The organism is Streptomyces sp. NPDC088810, from assembly GCF_044750305.1.
Lineage (GTDB): Bacteria > Actinomycetota > Actinomycetes > Streptomycetales > Streptomycetaceae > Streptomyces.
The window spans coordinates 172,102-191,151 of record NZ_JBIVJQ010000004.1; the positions used below are offsets into that span (position 1 = coordinate 172,102).

Sequence of the window (19,050 nt, forward strand, 5' to 3'; positions counted from 1 at the left end):
CGAGTGGGCATGCGAAGGGCCCCGCACGCCGTTGTGCGGGGCCCTTCGGGGTTGTTCCACGGCCGGTCGTGACGATCGCTGGTCAGGGCACATCCTGGCCGGCCGTGGGGTCTTCGGCGGGGCCGGTCAGCCCAGGCGCTCCACCAGCGCCCGGTACTGGTCCCACAGCTCCTTCGGGGTGTGGTCACCGAAGGTGTCGAGGTGCTCGGGGATGAGGGCGGCCTCCTCGCGCCACACCTCCTTGTCGACCGTGAGCAGGAAGTCGAGGTCGGACGCGGACAGTTCGAGACCCTTGGTGTCGAGGGCGTCCTTGGCCGGCAGGATGCCGATCGGCGTCTCGACGCCCTCGGCCTTGCCCTCCAGCCGCTCCACGATCCACTTCAGGACGCGGGAGTTCTCGCCGAAGCCCGGCCAGACGAACTTGCCCTCGTCGTTCTTGCGGAACCAGTTGACGTAGTAGATCTTCGGCAGCTTGGACTGGTCCTTGTCCTTGGCGACGTCGACCCAGTGGGCCATGTAGTCGCCCATGTTGTAGCCACAGAACGGCAGCATCGCGAACGGGTCGCGGCGCAGCTCGCCGACCTTGCCCTCGGCCGCCGCGGTCTTCTCGGAGGCGACGTTGGCGCCGAGGAAGACGCCGTGGTTCCAGTCGAAGGACTCGGTGACCAGCGGAACCGCGGTGGCGCGCCGGCCGCCGAAGAGGATCGCCGAGATCGGCACGCCCTTCGGGTCCTCCCACTCGGGCGCGATGATCGGGCACTGCGAGGCCGGCACGGTGAACCGGGCGTTGGGGTGGGCGGCCGGGGTCTCGGACGCCGGCGTCCAGTCGTTGCCCTTCCAGTCCGTCAGGTGGGCCGGGGGCTCCTCGGTCATGCCCTCCCACCACACGTCGCCGTCGTCGGTGAGCGCGACGTTGGTGAAGACCGCGTTGCCCCACAGGGTCTTCATCGCGTTGGCGTTGGTGTGCTCACCGGTGCCGGGCGCGACGCCGAAGAAGCCGGCCTCGGGGTTGATCGCGTAGAGGCGGCCGTCCTCGCCGAAGCGCATCCAGGCGATGTCGTCGCCGATGGTCTCCACGGTCCAGCCGGAGATCGTGGGCTCCAGCATGGCGAGGTTGGTCTTGCCGCAGGCGGAGGGGAAGGCGGCGGCGACGTACTTGGACTCGCCCTGCGGCGGGGTGAGCTTCAGGATGAGCATGTGCTCGGCCAGCCAGCCCTCGTCACGGGCCATGACGGAGGCGATGCGCAGGGCGTAGCACTTCTTGCCGAGCAGGGCGTTGCCGCCGTAGCCGGAGCCGTAGGACCAGATCTCGCGGTCCTCGGGGAAGTGCGAGATGTACTTGGTGGAGTTGCACGGCCACGGAACGTCCTCCTGGCCCTCCTCCAGGGGGGCGCCGAGGGTGTGGACGGCCTTGACGAAGAAGCCCTCGTCGCCCAGCTCGTCCAGGACGGCCTGGCCCATGCGCGTCATCGTGCGCATCGAGACGGCGACGTACGCGGAGTCCGTGATCTCCACGCCCAGCGCGGACAGCGGGGAGCCGAGCGGGCCCATGCAGAACGGGACCACGTACATCGTGCGGCCCCGCATCGAGCCGCGGAACAGGCCCTTGTCACCGGTGAAGATCTCCCGCATCTCGGCCGGGGCCTTCCAGTGGTTGGTCGGGCCCGCGTCCTCCTCCTTCTCGGAGCAGATGAAGGTCCGGTCCTCGACGCGCGCGACGTCGGTCGGGTCGGAGGCGGCGTAGTAGGAGTGCGGGCGCTTGACCGGGTCGAGTTTCCTGAACGTTCCCTTGGCGACCAGTTCCTCACACAGTCGCTCGTACTCGGCCTCGGAGCCGTCACACCAGACCACGCTGTCCGGCTGCGTCAGTTCAGCGATCTCGTTGACCCACGAGATCAGTTCCCGGTGGTTGGTGGGGACGGCGGTGGGAGCCGCGATGTCGCGCGCCACGATTGCTCCTAAGTGAGGGATTTTGTGTTTGTCCGCCCCGTGGGGGCCGCGACCCGGATGCTTCGTAGCCCGCTCATCCGGTGCCGACCGCACTCATTTGATCATCCGAGTCTAGTGCGCATCTGTCCAGAGGGCATCACAGGTGAGCGGCGTGAGGAATCCCACGATTTCCACGACTTTTTGCGTGCACGTTGGGCTCAGCTGAAGGACTTTTTGCCGGACGGCGCGGAAAGGCGCGGATGACCATGCGCTGATGACCGGCTCACGGCGGTCTCGGTACCATGCCCCCCATGACTGCGTCCGCCCCCGACGCGCCCACGGACACGCCGGCCGCCGGCCGCGGTCCCGTCGCGCTCTCCCTGCCGCACCCGGTCAAACCGCGCCTGCGCGGCTGGCTGCACCTCGGCATGTTTCCGGCCGTACTCGTCGCGGGCCTCGTGCTCACCGCCCTCGCCCACTCGACCAGAGGCCGCATCGCCTGCAGCATCTACGCGCTGACGGCCTGTCTCCTGTTCGGCGTGAGCGCGCTGTACCACCGCGGCAACTGGAGCCCGCGGATGGACGGCGTGCTGCGCCGCCTCGACCACGCCAACATCTTCCTGATCATCGCGGGCACCTACACGCCGCTGACGATGCTGCTCCTGCCCGGCGCCAAGGGCCGGTGGCTGCTGTGGGGCATCTGGGCCGCCGCGGCGGCGGGCATCGTCTTCCGCGTCTTCTGGGTCGGCGCCCCGCGCTGGCTGTACACGCCGTGTTACCTCGCGATGGGCTGGGCGGCCGTCTTCTTCCTGCCCGACTTCCTGCGCGCGGGCGGCATCGCCGTCCTGGTCCTGGTGGTCGTCGGCGGCCTGCTCTACAGCGCCGGCGGCGTGATCTACGGCATCAAGCGCCCGAACCCCTCCCCGCGCTGGTTCGGCTTCCACGAGGTCTTCCACTCCTTCACGCTCGCCGCGTTCGTGGTCCACTACGTCGGCATCTCACTGGTGGCGTACCAGCACGCGTAACCCCGTACGACCCGTCTGAGGTGACCGGGCTTCCAGCGCACCCGGGGGCCCGGGAGGAGGCCTCGGCCGTGGCCACTGCCTCGGCGGATGCCGGACAATGACCGGCATGACGGCCGCACGTTCCTCCCTCTCCCCCGCCGACCGCCCCCGGCTGGGCCTGCGGGAGCGCAAGAAGATCAAGACCCGTGAGGCGATCCGCGCCGCGACCTACGCGCTGGTCGAGGAGCAGGGCTACGACGCCACGACGATCGAGCAGATCGCCGACCGGGCCGAGGTGTCGCCGTCTACCGTCTTCCGCTACTTCCCGACCAAGGAGGACATCGTCCTCACGGACGAGTACGACCCGCTGCTGTTGGAGGAGTTGCGCGCCCGGCCCGCGGGAGAGTCGTGGATGGACTCGGTGCGGTACGTGATGCACAAGGCCATCGACGCGATGATGGCGGAGGACCCCGAGGTGGCCCGGGTGCGGGCGCACCTCGCGGTCCAGGTCCCCGCCGTGCGATCCCGGATGGTCGAGAGCATGTGGGAGACCGGGCGCCTGCTCCGCGTGGCCCTCGCCGAGCGCTCCGGCCTGGCCCCGGACAGCCTCGACGTGCGCGTCTACGCGACGGCCCTCGTCGGCGGCCTGATGGAGGTCACCATGACCTGGGCGGAGAACGGCTTCAAGGACGACCTACGCGCCATGGTGGACCGCGCCCTGGACGTCCTGGAGCACGGCCTCCCCACCGGAAAACCCTGAGGCCGCGGCCCGCTCCCATGACATCCTGACCGGGTGAACGGTCCCGAGATCCATGTCGAGTTCGCCCCGGAGCTGGCCCTGTTCGTCCCGCGTGCGCCGCGCCGGACGCTCGTCACCGACGGCGTCTCGTCCCTCGGCCACGTCGTCGAGTCCCTCGGGGTTCCGCTCACCGAGGTCGGCGCGCTGGTCGTGGACGGCCGCACGGTCCCGCCCTCGCACGTCCCGGAGGCGGCCGAGCGGGTCGTCGTCCGGCCGGTGGAGCGGCCCCAGCGGGTGCCCGGCGCGCCCCTCCGCTTCCTCCTCGACGTCCACCTCGGCACGCTGGCCCGCCGGCTGCGGCTGCTCGGCGTGGACACGGCGTACGAGGCGACGGACATCGGCGACCCGGCGCTCGCCGCCCGCTCGGCCGCCGAGAAGCGGGTCATGCTCAGCCGGGACCGGGGCCTGCTGCGCCGCCGGGAACTGTGGGCCGGGGCGTTCGTCTACAGCACCCGCCCCGACGACCAGCTCCACGACGTCCTCGACCGCTTCGCCCCCGAGCTGCGCCCCTGGACCCGCTGCACCGCCTGCAACGGCGTGCTGAAGGAGGCCACCAAGGAGGAGGTCGCCGACCAGCTCAAGGGCGGCACCCAGCGGTCGTACGACGTCTTCGCCCAGTGCACGGCCTGCGGCCGGGCGTACTGGAAGGGCGCGCACCACGATCAGCTGGAAGCGGTCGTCGAGCGGGCGCTGAGCATGCGTACCCAGAGCGGTTGAGTACGCCGGCCGATCCGCGGGGACCGGCCCAGGGCGTTGGCTGGGGGTATGAACACGGCACAGACGACCGACGACCGGGTGCGGGACGGCGCCCGCGTGGCAGCGGGGTGGGGGCTCGGGCTGCTCCTGCCGATGGTGTTCTTCTGCACGCTCGTGACCTTCACCAGCGAGCGGGCCGGCGGGTGCCTCACCTACGGCGAGGACTGCTCCGCGGTGCCCGGCTGGCTGCTGTACGGCAGTTTCTGGGTCTCGCTCGCGGCCGGCGGGGCCGCGCTGGTGTGGCCCCGAGCCCGGTGGACGGGTGCCGGGTTCGGGGCCGTGCTGGTCCAGTGGGGCGCCCAGCTGCTGCTGGCCGCGCTGATCCTCAGCTACGCCTGACGTCTGCCTTCCCGCACGCGATGCCGTCCTTGTCGCGGTCCAGGTGGTGCCGGTCGCGGCCGTGCACCTGGAGGCGGCCGTAACCCTTGCCGAGCAGCCAGGTGCACCGCTGGGCCCGCGGCATCTTCGGGAACGTCCACGGCACGCACTGGTTGATGCGGCCGTAGGCGTGGTCGCAGCCGTCGAAGCCCTGGGCCATTTTCACGCCGTGGTGGTGCTCGTGCGTGCTCTCCTGGGGGGCGCTCGGCTGGAGTTCGTCGGCGAAGGACTGCACGCGGGCCGCGGCGACCTGCCCCTCGGAGCCGATGCGGACCCACTTCGACACCGACGGCACGCCGTTGGCGTCGACCACCGACAGCATGTACCAGCCGGGCGGTGCCAGGTTGGGGTTGCTGGTCAGGCTGAGGTCGATGGTGTTGCCGTCGACGGTCATCGGCAGGTCGACGTAGCGCTGGTTGGGGTCGGTGGAGTGGGTGACGGCGGCCGGGCGGATCAGGGAGGCCTTCACCACCGGCTTGTCGACGGTGATGCGCTGCGCGGTGCCGTACGTCCAGCGGGTGCTCGCGAGCGAGGTGATCTGCGGCCGGTCGCCCTTGAACAGGTACGGCGGCTGGTAGACCGACACGCGCTGGTCGAAGGAGCCATCACCGGGGTTGTCGCCGATGCTGAGCACCCGGCCGTCCGGCAGCAGCGTGGACGAGGAGTGGTAGGTCCGCGGCACCGGGTCGGTGGCCAGGCCCGCCTGGAAGGTGTTGGTCGCCGGGTCGTACAGGGAGGCCTCGAAGACGGGGTCCTCGCGGTACGTGTGCAGGGCGCCGCCGGTCTCCAGGACCTTGCCGTCGGGCAGGATCACCGCGGAGACGTAGACCTTGCCCTGGGCGCCGGTCTGCGGGCTGCCGTTCGCGTAGTGGCCCTGCGGCAGGTCGGGGCCGGGCACGTACTGGGGTGAGGCGGCCTTCATGTCGATCAGGTCGGTCAGCCGGAGGGCGTCCGGAGCGACGGTGTGGTTGCCGCCGCCCATGGTGAGCACCTTCTGGTCCTGGGCGGGGGGCAGCAGCACCGACATGGACTCGTCGCGCTCGTCCTTCCTGCGCAGTCCGGGCACCTCGTTGATGGTCCCGGCGTTGTAGTCGTAGACGGAGGCACCGGTGCCGGGCAGGCCGGGGCCGAAGACATGGCTGCCGGTGTAGAAGAGGCGGCCGTCCTGGAGCAGGATCATCGACGGGTACAGCCCCCAGAAGGACCAGGCCTGCCTGGCCTCGCCCATCGGCAGCCACTTGTTCTGGGCGTAGGAGAAGTGCTCGTTGACGACGGTGCCGGCGGAGTCCTCGCCGAGGCCGCCGAGCGCGAGGACGTCACCGTTGCCCATCTCGGTGGCGGACGGGTACCAGTGCCCGGCCAGCATGTCGTTGACCTTGATGTACTTGTTCTGGGCGGGGTCGAAGACGTAACTGGTCCGCAGGCCCTTGTAGCCGACGCTGCCGTCCGGGGAGGCGTAGGCCTTGTTGCCGCCGACCACCAGCACCCGGCCGTCCGGGAGCTGGACGTGCCCGGCGCAGAAGAAGTCCGTCGGCGTCGGGATGTCGGTGTAGCCGCCGGTCGCCGGGTCGAACAGGGTGGTCTTGAAGGTGCCCGCGGCGAACGCGTCCCGGTCGTTGCCGGAGCCGGCGATCAGCAGCACCTTGCCGGTGTGCAGCAGCACCGAGTGGACGGCGCGCACCGGGGAGTCGACGGTCTGCACGGTCCACGTGCCCCGGCACTCGGGCCCGGTGCCGCCCGTCGTACAGGGGTCCGGGTCGGCGGGGACGGTGGCGTCGGTCATCGCGTAGTCGTCGGTGGTGAGGGTGCCGACGCCGTACAGGGCACCGCCCCAGGTGATCTGGTCGGTGTTCGGCGGGATGACCGGGGTGCGCACCTCGGTGCGGGTCCAGCCGGCGGACTGGGGCAGGGTCTTGAGGTCGGTCCAGTAGACCCAGCCCTGCGCGGTGTCGTGCCGGAACAGGGTGAACGCCACGTTCGGCGTGCTGGACTCGTACCAGAACGACAGGTCGTACTGGTGGTCCGGAGTGACCTGCGGGGCGCAGGAGTTCTCCAGCATCATCGTCTTGCGGTCGCCGTCCGCGCGCCGGGTCAGCTGGATGCGGACGGCGCGGCTGCCGCTGTGGGCGTCGTCGGTGACGGCGAAGGAGAAGTCGTTGTCACCCCAGCCCGACTTCTCGAAGCACTGCGGGAACCGGGACGGCCCGTCGAGGACCTCCAGGCCCGGGTTCTTCACCAGGTTGCTCGCTGCGGTGGCGCGCTGGGCGCCGAGCGGGCCGAGGCCGACCGCCGTGGCGAACAGCAGCAGGGCGGTCAGCAGCAGGCGGGTGCGGGTAGGCCGGGTTCCGGCCGGTCTGGGCGGGCGGTACGGCATGACGGTGTACGGCAAAGAGGTCCCCCCTCTCTCGGTGGCGGGTCCTCCGGGTCAGCCGGCGCGGCCGATGCGGAGGATGTCGATCCGGCCGCCGCCCTCCCCGAAGGTGGCGACCGGGGTGCCGTGCGCGAACAGGGCGCGGAGCGTGGGCAGGTGGTCGCGCTCGCCGCGCAGGGCCGGTGTGGACACGACGTAGTCGATGTCCTTCCAGCCGTGCGGCAGGGTCTTGGTGACCGCCGGGTCCTGGTCCAGCTTGTAGTGCCAGATCACGCCGGTGCCGGGCCGGTATCCGGCGTCGACGGCGTCCAGCCAGAGCACGCCGTCGGTGACCAGGCGGACCTTGTCGCGGTCGCCGGTGTTCGTCTCGCGCAGCCAGCGGGCGGCGTCCCGGTAGACGCGGTTGTCGTCGGCGGTGGTGGCCAGCCGGTCCTGGTGGTACCAGGCGGGTCCGGCGGCCGCCACGGCGGCGAGGACCGCGGCGAGGGCGGCGGTGGAGCGCAGCCGGGGACGGCCGGGCAGCCGCTCGATCAGGACCTGGACGAGCCCGGCGAGGGTCAGCGCGAGGAACGGCAGCACCTGCACGACGTACATCTGCGGCAGGTAGCCGCCGGGCCGGAGTGCGACCAGCGCGAGCACCACGACGCCGAGGGCGACGGGCCGCAGCCGGCGTACCGGCAGCGCGCACAGCGCGGCGACGCCGCCGCCGATCAGCAGGTACGGGTCACGGGTGAGCCAGTCCGCGAACAGCTGGTGGGCGTCGGTGCCGGCCTGGAAGGCGGAGCCGCTGCCCGCGCGCCCGCCGAGCTGGAACTTCAGCGTGCCGAGCAGCGAGACGTGGCCGGCGCCGGGCAGCAGCTCGCCCTTGAGCAGGGCGTACAGCGGATAGAACAGGCCGGTCAGCACGAAGCCGGAGAAGAAGCCGGCCAGGGAGAACTTGCGGGTGCTGGAGTGGCTGCCCTGCCACATCGCCACCAGCAGCACCGGCAGCAGCACACCGATGGTCTCCTTGGAGAGCACCGCGAGCGCGAAGGACATGCCGGCCGCGACGTGGTGCCACAGGTGGCGGCGCGGCGAGAGGGCGAAGGCGAACGCGGCCAGCGCCCACAGGACGGCGAAGTTGTCCAGGTAGATCTGCCGGTGCAGGACGACGGCGAGCGGCGACAGCGCGTAGAGCAGGACGGCGCCCGCCGCGGTGGGCCGGGCGAGGCCCAGCCGGCGGCCGACGGCGTAGACCAGGACGCAGGTCACGGCGGCCACCGGGAGCATGGCTATCCGGCCCTGGACGAACGTGGGCAGGTCGGGCAGGAGCAGGTTGGACACCCACGAGACGCTGGAGAGTTGTATCCAGCCGAGCGGCGGATGGTCGTACCAGTAGGTGTAGTGCGCGAGCTCCCCGTGCCGGACGGCCCAGGCCTGTGCGAGATAGGTGCCCTCGTCGTCGTTGGGAAACGGGTATTTCCCGATTCCCCGCGCCCGTACCACGAGCGCGATGATGATTACCGGAGCAACCCAGAAATAATCCGTCCGAAACAATGTGCGGCGTGCTGCGGGCCGGTCCTCTTGTGAATTCTGTGTCGCCGGCCGGAGAACAACGGCAGTCCCCATGCGGAATCCCCCACCCCCACTTATGGCCCGATATACCCCAGGGACCTCCCCCTCGAACCCCCTGGAAATCGGGCAGGCCGCAGCATCATGGCACAGGTCGACCCCACTGATGTGCGGAACATAAGGTTCCGGTCGTGTGCGGAGGCCGCATTGCGGGAGAAATGGCGAACCTGCTAGCTTCGCTGGAAAGCTCGCTGCGATCGTTCTCCGGTTTCACGCGGGAAAACACCCCCGGAAGGCCGGGGGAATTACTGTTCGAAGGGGCCCGGGGCACCGGGGGGTGAGAGGGGCCCGAACGATCGCGTTCCGCTACGCGAGCACGAGGAAGACCAGGGAACCAAGGGGGGAATTCGTGGTCTCCGCTGTCCTGTTCATCGATTCCGTCGTCCTGATGGTGGCCGCCGGCGTCACGCTGTGGTGGATGCTCCATGCCTGGCGCACCCCGGAGACACTCGAGTCCACGGCGTTCGCCGAGCCCGACGGCAAGCCCGGCCTGTCCTTCTCGCTGCTGGTCCCGGCCCGGCACGAGGAGGCCGTCCTGCGGCACACCGTCGAGCAGATGCTCCGCATCGACCACCCGTCCTACGAGATCCTGGTGATCGTCGGCCACGACGACCCGGGCACCGCCGCCATAGCCGGGCAACTCGCCGAAGAGCACCCGGAGAAGGTCCGTACGGTCGTCGACACCCACAAGGTGAAGAACAAGCCGCGCGCTCTGAACACCGCCCTGCCGCACGCCCGCGGGCAGGTCATCGGGGTCTTCGACGCCGAGGACGTCGTCCACCCCGAGCTGCTCGGACACGTCGACTTCGCCTTCCGGCGCGAGAACGCCGACGTCGTCCAGGGCGGCGTCCAGCTGATCAACTACCAGAGCAGCTGGTACAGCCTGCGCAACTGCCTGGAGTACTTCTTCTGGTTCCGCAGCCGGCTGCACCTGCACGCCCGCAAGGGCTTCATCCCGCTCGGCGGCAACACCGTCTTCGTCCGCTCCGAGCTGCTGCGGCAGACCGGCGGCTGGGACGGCGACTGCCTCGCCGAGGACTGCGACCTGGGCGTACGGCTGTCCAGCGGCGGCGCCAAGGTCGTCGTCGCCTACCACTCCGCGCTCGTCACCAGAGAGGAGACGCCCGACTCCCTCAAGGGCCTCTACAAGCAGCGCACCCGCTGGAACCAGGGCTTCCTGCAGGTGCTGCGCAAGGGAGAGTGGCGCCGGCTGCCCGGCGTCGGCCAGCGGCTGCTCGCCCGCTACACCCTGAGCACGCCGTTCGTGCAGGCCGCGACCGGCGTGATGATCCCGCTCGGCATCCTGGCCGCGCTGATCGGCGGTGTACCGCTGCCGTTCTCGCTGTTCGCCTGGCTGCCCATGATCCCGATGGCCGCGATGGTGGTCTTCGAGGCCGTGGCGCTGCACGACTTCGGCAAGGAGTACGGCTTCCGCATCGGCGTCCGGCACTACGTCAAGCTCATCGCCGGCGGTCCCGTGTACGCGGCCGTCCTGGCCGCCGCCGCGCTGCGCGCCGTGTGGCGCGAGTACACCGGGCGGCACGACTGGGAGCTGACCTCCCACGTCGGCGCCCATCTGCCCGTGCAGACCCCGCAGCCGCGGGAGGCCCGGTGACGGCGCTGCCCGCCCATGACTCGGTCGTCGTCCCGACGTTCAACGAGGCCGACAACGTCCACCCGCTGCCCACCCGTATCGCCGCCGCCGTCCCGGCCGGCGTCCGCGCCGAGGTGGTCTTCGCCGACGACTCGAGAGCTTCGGCCGCGCCACGGCCCCCTGGATCGTCGTCATCGAGGGTCGCTCTTCACGGCCCGCTTCCTCGCCGTGGACCGCCGGCTCCACCGACGCCTACGCGTCCGCACGCCGGCTCCTGCGGCGGTACCCGCGGTGACGGAGGCGGTGAAACCGGTACCGGATCCGCTGGGCTGAGCAGCGGACTGCCCTGCCCGCCGGTGCGGGATCCGGTGCCGGGCCCGCAGGACTGAGGCCGGGATTGGTTGCCGGGCGGGCCGGGCTCCGTGAGGGCGGGGCCCGGCATGCGGTCCGCTGCTCAGCGGGCCGTCAGCTTCTCCCGCAGGGCCGACGGGTCCGTCACCGGCAGGTCGCAGACGAAGCCGCGGCAGACGTACGCGGTCGGTGCGCCGTCGACGAGGGTGCGGTCGGCGAGCAGCGGGAACTCGTCGCTGCCGGGAGTGCCGCAGGCGACGACGGCACCCGGGGCGGCACCCAGCAGCGCCGTACGGTGCAGGGCGGCCGTCCGCTCGTCGTCCAGGTCCGGTCCGACGACCGCCACCTCGCGCGGCCCGTCGAGCAGCGCCTCGGCGGCGGCCAGCCCCCATCCGATGAACCGGGGCACCCGCGGCCCGAGCGTCTTCGCGATCCCCAACGCCCGCTCGGCGGCGGTCCGGTGCGCCTCGGAGCCGGTGTGGGCGGCGTAGCTCAGCAGCGCGCCGGCCGCGGCCGTCCACCCGGAGGGCGCCGCGTTGTCGGTGGGGTCCTGGGGCCGGCGGATGAGCTGCTCGGCGTCGGAGGCGGTGTCGTACAGGGCACCGGTCTCCGGGTCGGCGAAGCGGGCGAGGACCTGGTCGAGGAGGAGCCCGGCGAAGTCGAGCCAGACACCCTCGCCGGTCACGGAGGCGAGCGCGAGGAAGCCCTCGGCGACGTCGGCGTAGTCCTCCAGCACGCCGGCGTTGGGGCCGACCCGGCCGTCCTTGCTGGTGCGGGCGAGCCGGGCGTGTTCGTCGAGGTGGACACGGACGAGCAGGTCGGCGGCGCCGACGGCGGCCTCGGTCAGGTCGGGCCGGCCGAAGTAGGCACCGGTCTCGGCGAGCGCGGCGACGGCGAGCCCGTTCCAGGCGGCGACGACCTTGTCGTCCCGGCCGGGCGCGGCCCGTCGTGCGCGTGCGTCGAGCAGCCGGCGCTTGACGGACTCGACCTTCTCCGCGTCGAAGACGCCTTCCGTCTGCGGGAGCTGGAGGACGGACTGCCCGTGCTCGAAGGTGCCCTCATCGGTCACGCCGAAGTACTGCGCGGCGAGTTCGGCATCCTCACCGAGGGCCTCACGGAGCTGTCCGGGCGTCCACACGTAGTACGCCCCTTCCACGTGCCGCCCGGTGCCGTCGTCGCTGTCGGCGTCGAGGGCAGAGGCGAACCCGCCCTCCTCAGTGCGCAGTTCGCGGACGAGGAAGTCGGCGGTCTCCAGCGCTACCCGCCGGGCGAGATCCGATCCGGTGGCCCGCCACAGATGCGCGTACACCCGGCACAGGAGGGCGTTGTCGTACAGCATCTTCTCGAAATGCGGCACGATCCAGTCGCGGTCGACGGAGTACCGGGCGAACCCGCCGCCGAGCTGGTCGTAGATGCCGCCCCGGGCCATCCGCTCGCACGTGTCCTGGGCCATCTGCAGCGCGCCCTCGGCGCCGGTGCGGGCGTGATGCCGCAGCAGGAACTCCAGCACCATGGACGGCGGGAACTTGGGCGCGCCGCCGAATCCGCCGCGCTGCGGGTCGTACTCGCGGGTGAGCCCGAGGAGGGCCTGGGCGAGTTCCTGCTCGCCGGGCGCCTCGGCGGCCTGCCGGACGATCTCCCGCTGGGCGAGGTCGCGGACGATCTTCCCGGCGACCTCGCTGACCTCGTCGTGCCGGGTGGTCCAGGCCTGCTGGACGCCCTCCAGCACCTGCCGGAAGGACGGCATGCCGTGCCGCGGGGCGGGCGGGAAGTAGGTGCCGAAGTAGAAGGGCTCGGCGTCGGGCGTGAGGAAGACGGTCATGGGCCACCCGCCCTGCCCGGTGGCGGCCTGTACGGCCTCCATGTAGACGGCGTCCACGTCCGGCCGCTCCTCGCGGTCGACCTTGACGCTGACGAAATGCTCGTTGAGGTAGTCGGCGGTGGCCCGGTCCTCGAAGGACTCGTGCGCCATGACATGGCACCAGTGGCAGCTGCTGTATCCGACGCTCAGCAGCACGGGTTTGCCGGTCCGGCGGGCCTCGTCGAAGGCCTCGACGGACCACGGCCACCAGTCGACGGGGTTGTCGGCGTGCTGGAGCAGGTAGGGGGACGTCTCATGGGCCAGTCGATTCGCCATACCTCCATCCTGCCGCAGCACCCCGCCCACCGGACGTCAGGCCCGGACCGCGTCGGACGGCAGTCCTCGGATCGCGGCGGACGTCAGGCCCAGACGGTGACCTCGAGTTTCGCCGGGCCGGCAAACGGGGCTGTGATGACCTTGAGGGAGTCCGGTACGAACAGGTCCGGGGCACCACCGGTGGACGCGCTGAGGCCCGAACGCGGCCTTCGCCGCCTCTGCGCTCTTGCCGGGCTGTGCTGCCGACCGGCCACCGGACTGCTCCGTGCCGACCGACTGCTCCGTGCCGGCCGGAGCGGCGGACGACTGTGCAGGCACCGACGCCACGCCCTTGTCGGCCGTGTCGGCCTTGCTGTCCGAGGACCCCGGCCGGCTCACCAGCACCGTGACGAGAATTCCCACCACCGCGTCCACCCTCCTCAAGCCCCCGCCACGTCCGCTGATCGTGACCCCCTCGCCATCCTGCCTCCCCCGAAGGACACTCGTGGGGAACGGAGTTGCCGCCGGAGGGGGACGGGACATGCGGGACGGTCATCGGGCGGAAGCCGAGCGGTTGCTGGTGCGGGCCGTGGAGGAGGAGGTGCGGCGGTCGGGTGGACGGCTCGACGGCCAGGTGCTGCTGGCCCGGGCGCGCGGCGCGCTGGACGCGATGGCGGGGGCGGCCGGCGAGGAGTACGACGCCTACACGCGCGCACTGGACGAGGCGGAGGCCGGTCAGCTCACCTTCGGGCAGCGGTACGCGGCCACGGGCGCCGGAACCGCCTTGCTGGTGGCGGCCGTTGCCGCCGTCGCCGCCGCTGTCGCCGACCTGTCCCTCGGCACGGGCACCGGCACGGCCCTCGGCGCGGGTGCCACGGCGGCCGTGGTGGGCGCCGCGGCGACCGTGGTGAAGGTGGCCGGCGCGCATCTGCCGGCCGCCCACCACCGCGCGGGCGCGGCCGGCCAGCCCGGCGGCCCGGAGCAGCTGCGGTTGCAGTGGCTGACGGCGCTGGAGGTGCGGGGCATCCGCCCGTTCCTCGACCAGCAGCGGGTACTGAGCGCCTCCACGGGCGCGAAGAAGACCGGCGGTGGCCCGGCGCTGCGCGGCACGGACAAGAGCGCGGCTGCCCGCAGGCGGTCGGTGCTGGAGCAGTCCTTCGGGCAGCTCCCGGAGGCCGACGGCACGTTCGCGGGCCGCCGGGCGGAGCTGGGGCGGATCAGGCAGTGGGCGCAGGCGGCCCGCGCGGCCACCGAGACCCGGCCGACGGTGGTCGTGCTGCACGGCGAGCCCGGCTCCGGCCGGACCACGCTCGCGGTGCGCGCGGCGCACGAGCTGCGCGACCACTTCCGGGGCGCGGTCGTGGTGGACCTGCGCGGCGGCAGCCGCGAGGAGGCGCCGCTGTCCACCCGGGACGCGCTGTTGCACCTGCTGAACCGGCTGGGCGCACCCCGTGAGCAGCTGCTGTTCCGGGAGCGGTCCTCCCCCGACCAGCAGGTCAAGCGGCTCGGCGAGCTGTACCACCGGCATCTGACCGGTCTGCCGGTGACGATCGTGCTGGACGACGCCTCGGACCCCGAGCAGGTGCGCGCCCTGGTGCCGGAGCGCTCCGACAGCCTGGTCCTGGTCACCGCCCGCACCCCCCTCGACCTGCCCGCCGACCTGCCGGCCTGGGTGCACGAGCTGCCGGTCCCGGCACTGGACGCGGCGGGCGCCGAGGAGCTGCTGAGCGCGGCGGCGGAGGACGCCTCGGGGCCGTACGACGCCGAGTCCGCCGACCGGATCCGCGAGCTGTGCGGGGGGCTGCCGCTGGCGCTGCGGACCGCGGGCTCCGCACTGGGCCCGCGCTCACCCCGGCAGCTGGCCGCGGACCTGGGCGCGTACGGCCCGGTGGATCCGGTGGAGCGGGCGCTGTGGCTGCGCTACACCGACCAGCCGGAGCCCACCCGCCGGCTGCTGAGGAGGCTGGCGCTGGCGGGCCGGGCCTCGCTGGGCGCGGCGGCGGCGGCCTCCCTGCTCGCCACCGACGAGGCCGAGGCCACCCGGCATCTGGTGGCGCTCGCCCGGGCGGGCCTGATCGACCATGTGCGCGGCAGCCGCTACCGGCTGCACGACCTGGTGCGGGCCTTCGCCCAGGCACGGCTGCTGGACGAGGAGGACCCGGCCGAGCGGGCGGCGGCGCAGGAACGGCTGATCGTGAACTACGCGGAGCTGGCCGACGCGGTGCTGCGCCTGGTGGACGGGAACATGTCGACGCGGTCGAACCAGTTCGGCTCGCACGGCTTCCCCTCGCTCGACGAGGCGCTGCGCTGGCTGGACGACGAGTCCAGCTTCATCACGGCGGCCCTGCGGCACGCGGAGGGCGTGGACCAGGCGGCCGTGCTGAACCTGCTCGGCGCACTGTGCGACTACTGCCTGCTGCGCGGCGACCTGTACCGGCTCGGTGAGATCAACGAGCTGGCGCAGTCGGTGGACCAGGGCCTGCTGGTGCGCTCGGTGCAGTGGCGTACCGGTATCGCGGCCCGGCAGCTGGGCGAGCTGGACAAGGCGCGCACCACACTGGCCTCGGTGGTCGACCTGTACCGGGAGGCCCACCACGACGCCGGCGCGGCCCGCGCCCTGACCTCACTGGGGATCACACTGCACCACCAGGGCAACCTCACCGAGGCCGCCGCCAAGCTCCAGGAGGCCCTGGACCTGCAGGCCGCGCCGGAGCTGGCGACGGACCGGGCCTGGACGATGCACGCGCTGGCGGCCGTCCAGCGGGACCGGGCCCGGCTGGCGGAGGCGCTGGACCTGCTCACCCGCTCCCTGGTCCTGCACCACGAGGGCGGCTCGGTGCACGGCGAGGCCTGGGCGCACTTCCAGCTGGGCCAGCTGGCGCTGCGGCTGGGGGACGTACCGCGCGCGGAGACGGAGCTGCGGGCGGCCCTGGAGCGGTACGGCAGGACGCACGACGCCCGCGGGGAGGCGTGGGCGCTGACCCAGCTGGCCCGGGCCAGGCTGGTGGACGGCGACGCCTCCGCCGCCGTGGAGAGCCTGCGCCGGGCGGCGGTGCGGCACCGGGACAACGAGGACGCGCGCGGCGAGGCGTGGACGCTGTACTACCTGGGGCAGGCCCTGGAGGAGACCGGCGAGCTGGACCGGGCGGTGCGCGAGCTGGAGCGGTCCCGGACGATGTTCTCCCGGATACGGGACGTCTACGGCCTGGCCTGCGCCCGGCACCACTCGGCGCGGGCGACCCGGGACCAGCGGGCCGCGCAGACCGGCTCGCTGCGCAATTCCGGTTTCGCCCGGCAGCTGCTGGTGGACGCGCGCGCCGACTTCCAGCGGATCGGCGTGGCCCACGGCGAGGCCTGGACCTGTCTGGAGCTGGCGGTGGTGGACGCGGGCAACGCGCGCACGCAGCAGGCGCTGGCGCTGTGCGACGAGGCGCTCACCCTGTTCTCGTCGTACGGCGACCGGCGCGGCGAGGACTGGGCCCGCTTCCTGCGCTGCACCCTGCTGCCGTACGCGGCGCCGGGCGGGGTGGAGGTGGGCACGGCGGTCGCCCAGGAGGAGCTGTCCCAGTTGGCCCGCGCGACGCATCCGCTGCGGGACGAGAAGCTGGACGACTACGTCTCGGCGTACTCCCTGCTGCTGGAGCGGGGCGTGCAGCTGGAGGCCGGCTGGCAGGCCTGGCGTCTGCGCATGACTCCGGACCGCCACGCCCGGGAGGTGATGGGGGTGGCGGTACCGGCGGGGCGCTGACCTGCGCGGTCAGCCCTGCTGGGCCGGGGATTCGGCCTTCTGCCTGGCCTGCTCCGCGTCGGCGTCCGGGGACTCCTTGAAGTCGACCTTCTGCATGTGCTTGCTCATCGACTTCATCAGTCCCCACACGGCCAGGGCCATCACCGCGAAGACGATGAAGCCGAGGACACCGGGGGTGACCTTGTTCTCGTCCACCTCCTTGGCGAGGGGGACGAGGTGCGTCACTGCCAGGCTCACGCTTGCGCTCATGTCAGGCATTGTCCCGGATGCCCGCGAAGAGGTCGTCCTCGGGGATGGAGGTATCGACGAGGGACTTCGCCAGCTCGTACTCCTCCGTCGGCCAGACCTCCCTCTGGAGCTCCAGCGGCACCTTGAACCAGCCGCCGTCCGGGTCGATCTGCGTGGCGTGGGCGATCAGCGCCTTGTCACGGATCTCGAAGAAGTCCGCACACGGGATGTGCGTGGTCAGGGTGCGCTCGGTGCGCTCCATCTCGTTCCACCGCTTGAGCCACTCCCCGTACGGCGACTCCAGGCCTCGGTCGAGCATGGCCTGGTGGAGGGCCTCGGTGCGGGGGCGGTTGAAGCCCTGGTTGTAGTAGAGCTTCAGCGGCTGGTACGCGGGCCCGAACTCGGCCTCGGGGTACTTCTCGGTGTCCGCCGCGCCCTCGAACGCCACCATGGAAATCTTGTGGGTCATGATGTGGTCGGGGTGCGGGTAGCCGCCGTTCTCGTCGTAGGTGGTGATCACCTGCGGGCGGAAGGAGCGGATCTGCTTCACCAGCTCGCCGGCCGCCTTGTCGACGTCCTCCAGGGCGAAGCAGCCCTCGGGCAGCGGCGGCAGCGGGTCGCCCTCCGGCAGGCCGGAGTCGACGAAGCCGAGCCATTCCTGCTTGACGCCGAGGATCTCCCGGGCCTCGTCCATCTCCTTGCGGCGGACCTCGTGGATGTGCTCCTCGATATAGGTGTCGCCCTGCAGCTTGGGATTGAGGATGGACCCACGCTCTCCGCCGGTGCAGGTCACCACCAGCACGTCCACCCCCTCGGACACGTACTTCGCCATGGTCGCCGCGCCCTTGCTCGACTCGTCGTCAGGGTGCGCGTGAACGGCCATCAGTCGCAGTTGGTCAGTCAAGACTCAATCCTTGGTCAGTCGGCGCCCCGGGCTCGTGGGGTGCAGTCAAACAGGTGCCGCCCCGAAGGGGCGTCCTTGAGGGGCGGTGGTCGGGCGGCGGGCGGGCGGCTTCTATAGTGACCGAATCGGGGGGCGAATAATTCCGCGGAGAGGACGATCATGAGTACCGCGAGCACGCGGCTGCCCGAGGGCCGCTACGGCCGTCCCTCGGATCAGCGCGCCGACCGCAAGCTCAAGATCGCCGGTTCGGTGCTGGGCGCGGCGCTGCTCGCACTGATCGGCTATTTCGCCTACCACTACGTCGCGCAGAACGAGATCAGCGCCGAGGTCATCACCTTCAAGGCCTCCGACGACGCGGTCAAGGTGCATCTGGAGGTCCGCAAGGAGGCCGGCGCCTCCGGCTACTGCACCCTGCGCTCCCAGTCGGCCGACGGCGCCGAGGTGGGCCGCGCCGACTTCCGCTTCTCCGGTCCGGCCACCCGGATCGACAAGGTCGTCACGCTCCGTACGACGGCGCAGGGGACGACGGCCGAGCTGCTGGGCTGCCACGCCGGCTGACAGCCCGGGACGCCTCCCGGGCTCACCCGGAATGCGTAGGCCCTGACCTGCGCTGATGTGATTCTGATGGCTTATGTCCTCCCCCTTTCGCCATTGAATTGTTAGGCTCGTGGTTTCGCCCATCCAAGAGGGAACATGCTTCTGGGTAGGGCGATGCTTTGTATTCCCAGTACCGACGAGGAGCACCCTGTGACCCAGACCAGCGAGAACGTCACCTGGCTGACCCAGGAGGCGTACAACAAGCTCAAGGACGAGCTTGAGTACCTTACTGGTCCTGCGCGCACGGAGATCGCCGCCAAGATCGCGGCCGCGCGCGAGGAGGGCGACCTGCGCGAGAACGGCGGGTACCACGCGGCCAAGGAGGAGCAGGGCAAGCAGGAGCTCCGTGTGCGCCAGCTGACCCAGCTCCTCGAGAACGCCAAGGTCGGCGAGCCGCCGGCCGCGGACGGTGCCGTCGCGCCGGGCATGGTCGTCACGATCGCCTTCGACGGTGACGAGGACGACACGCTGACGTTCCTGCTCGCCTCGCGCGAGTACGCGAGCGCCGAGATCGAGACGTACTCCCCGCAGTCCCCGCTCGGCTCGGGCGTCATCGGCCACAAGGTCGGCGAGGACGCTGAGTACGAGCTGCCGAACGGCAAGAAGGCCTCGGTGCGGATCCTGAAGGCCGAGCCGTACACGGGCTGACCGAAGCCCCTGGATC

Annotated in this window: 14 protein-coding genes; 8 read left to right on the plus strand and 6 right to left on the minus strand. The window is 71.5% G+C overall.

Features of this window, described 5'->3' with window-relative positions; genetic code table 11:
* Positions 1-126: 126 nt before the first annotated feature.
* Complete coding sequence (locus ACIP4Y_RS15370; protein ID WP_401392906.1) at positions 127-1,950, minus strand: phosphoenolpyruvate carboxykinase (GTP); 1,824 nt, start codon at positions 1,948-1,950, stop codon at positions 127-129.
* 290 nt (positions 1,951-2,240) lie between these two features.
* On the opposite strand from ACIP4Y_RS15370, the gene ACIP4Y_RS15375 reads away from it, so the two are divergent.
* The 4 genes from ACIP4Y_RS15375 to ACIP4Y_RS15390 all read left to right on the plus strand — a co-directional run bounded on the left by ACIP4Y_RS15375 (position 2,241) and on the right by ACIP4Y_RS15390 (position 4,827).
* Positions 2,241-2,954: a hemolysin III family protein gene (locus tag ACIP4Y_RS15375; RefSeq protein WP_358643229.1), complete on the plus strand. Its 714-nt coding sequence runs from the start codon at positions 2,241-2,243 to the stop codon at positions 2,952-2,954.
* A 97-nt stretch (positions 2,955-3,051) separates the two neighbouring features.
* On the plus strand, positions 3,052-3,693 hold the full coding sequence (locus tag ACIP4Y_RS15380) for a TetR/AcrR family transcriptional regulator (RefSeq protein ID WP_401392909.1): 642 nt from the start codon (positions 3,052-3,054) through the stop codon (positions 3,691-3,693).
* Positions 3,694-3,726: 33 nt separating this feature from the next.
* On the plus strand, positions 3,727-4,449 hold the full coding sequence (locus ACIP4Y_RS15385) for a Mut7-C RNAse domain-containing protein (RefSeq protein WP_401392912.1): 723 nt from the start codon (positions 3,727-3,729) through the stop codon (positions 4,447-4,449).
* 48 nt (positions 4,450-4,497) lie between these two features.
* Positions 4,498-4,827, plus strand: coding sequence for a hypothetical protein (locus ACIP4Y_RS15390; RefSeq protein WP_401392915.1), 330 nt, complete (start codon positions 4,498-4,500; stop codon positions 4,825-4,827).
* On the opposite strand, the gene ACIP4Y_RS15395 is transcribed toward ACIP4Y_RS15390, so the two are convergent.
* Positions 4,814-7,240, minus strand: coding sequence for a galactose oxidase-like domain-containing protein (locus ACIP4Y_RS15395; RefSeq protein ID WP_401393916.1), 2,427 nt, complete (start codon positions 7,238-7,240; stop codon positions 4,814-4,816). The two genes, ACIP4Y_RS15390 and ACIP4Y_RS15395, sit on opposite strands and share 14 nt — an antisense overlap.
* Before the next feature lie 51 nt (positions 7,241-7,291).
* Positions 7,292-8,722 carry an ArnT family glycosyltransferase gene (locus ACIP4Y_RS15400; protein WP_401392918.1) on the minus strand — a complete coding sequence of 477 codons (1,431 nt, stop codon included), beginning with the start codon at positions 8,720-8,722 and terminating at the stop codon, positions 7,292-7,294.
* Positions 8,723-9,236: 514 nt separating this feature from the next.
* Between ACIP4Y_RS15400 and ACIP4Y_RS15405 the strand changes: the two genes are divergently transcribed.
* Positions 9,237-10,463, plus strand: coding sequence for a glycosyltransferase (locus ACIP4Y_RS15405; RefSeq protein ID WP_401393919.1), 1,227 nt, complete (start codon positions 9,237-9,239; stop codon positions 10,461-10,463).
* A gap of 433 nt (positions 10,464-10,896) precedes the next feature.
* Here ACIP4Y_RS15405 and ACIP4Y_RS15410 read toward each other — a convergent pair whose 3' ends face one another.
* Positions 10,897-12,930: a thioredoxin domain-containing protein gene (locus ACIP4Y_RS15410; protein ID WP_401392921.1), complete on the minus strand. Its 2,034-nt coding sequence runs from the start codon at positions 12,928-12,930 to the stop codon at positions 10,897-10,899.
* Positions 12,931-13,450: 520 nt separating this feature from the next.
* On the opposite strand from ACIP4Y_RS15410, the gene ACIP4Y_RS15415 reads away from it, so the two are divergent.
* Positions 13,451-16,657 carry a tetratricopeptide repeat protein gene (locus ACIP4Y_RS15415; RefSeq protein WP_401392924.1) on the plus strand — a complete coding sequence of 1,069 codons (3,207 nt, stop codon included), beginning with the start codon at positions 13,451-13,453 and terminating at the stop codon, positions 16,655-16,657.
* 9 nt (positions 16,658-16,666) lie between these two features.
* On the opposite strand, the gene ACIP4Y_RS15420 is transcribed toward ACIP4Y_RS15415, so the two are convergent.
* Positions 16,667-16,915: a hypothetical protein gene (locus ACIP4Y_RS15420; protein ID WP_401392927.1), complete on the minus strand. Its 249-nt coding sequence runs from the start codon at positions 16,913-16,915 to the stop codon at positions 16,667-16,669.
* Positions 16,908-17,789, minus strand: coding sequence for a mycothiol conjugate amidase Mca (mca, locus tag ACIP4Y_RS15425; RefSeq protein WP_189301806.1), 882 nt, complete (start codon positions 17,787-17,789; stop codon positions 16,908-16,910). The genes ACIP4Y_RS15420 and mca overlap by 8 nt, the downstream gene beginning before the upstream one ends.
* A gap of 159 nt (positions 17,790-17,948) precedes the next feature.
* Here mca and ACIP4Y_RS15430 point away from each other — a divergent pair, with 159 nt between their 5' ends.
* Positions 17,949-18,347, plus strand: coding sequence for a DUF4307 domain-containing protein (locus tag ACIP4Y_RS15430; protein WP_401392930.1), 399 nt, complete (start codon positions 17,949-17,951; stop codon positions 18,345-18,347).
* Positions 18,348-18,536: 189 nt separating this feature from the next.
* Complete coding sequence (gene greA, locus ACIP4Y_RS15435; RefSeq protein ID WP_401392933.1) at positions 18,537-19,034, plus strand: transcription elongation factor GreA; 498 nt, start codon at positions 18,537-18,539, stop codon at positions 19,032-19,034.
* Positions 19,035-19,050: the final 16 nt, after the last annotated feature.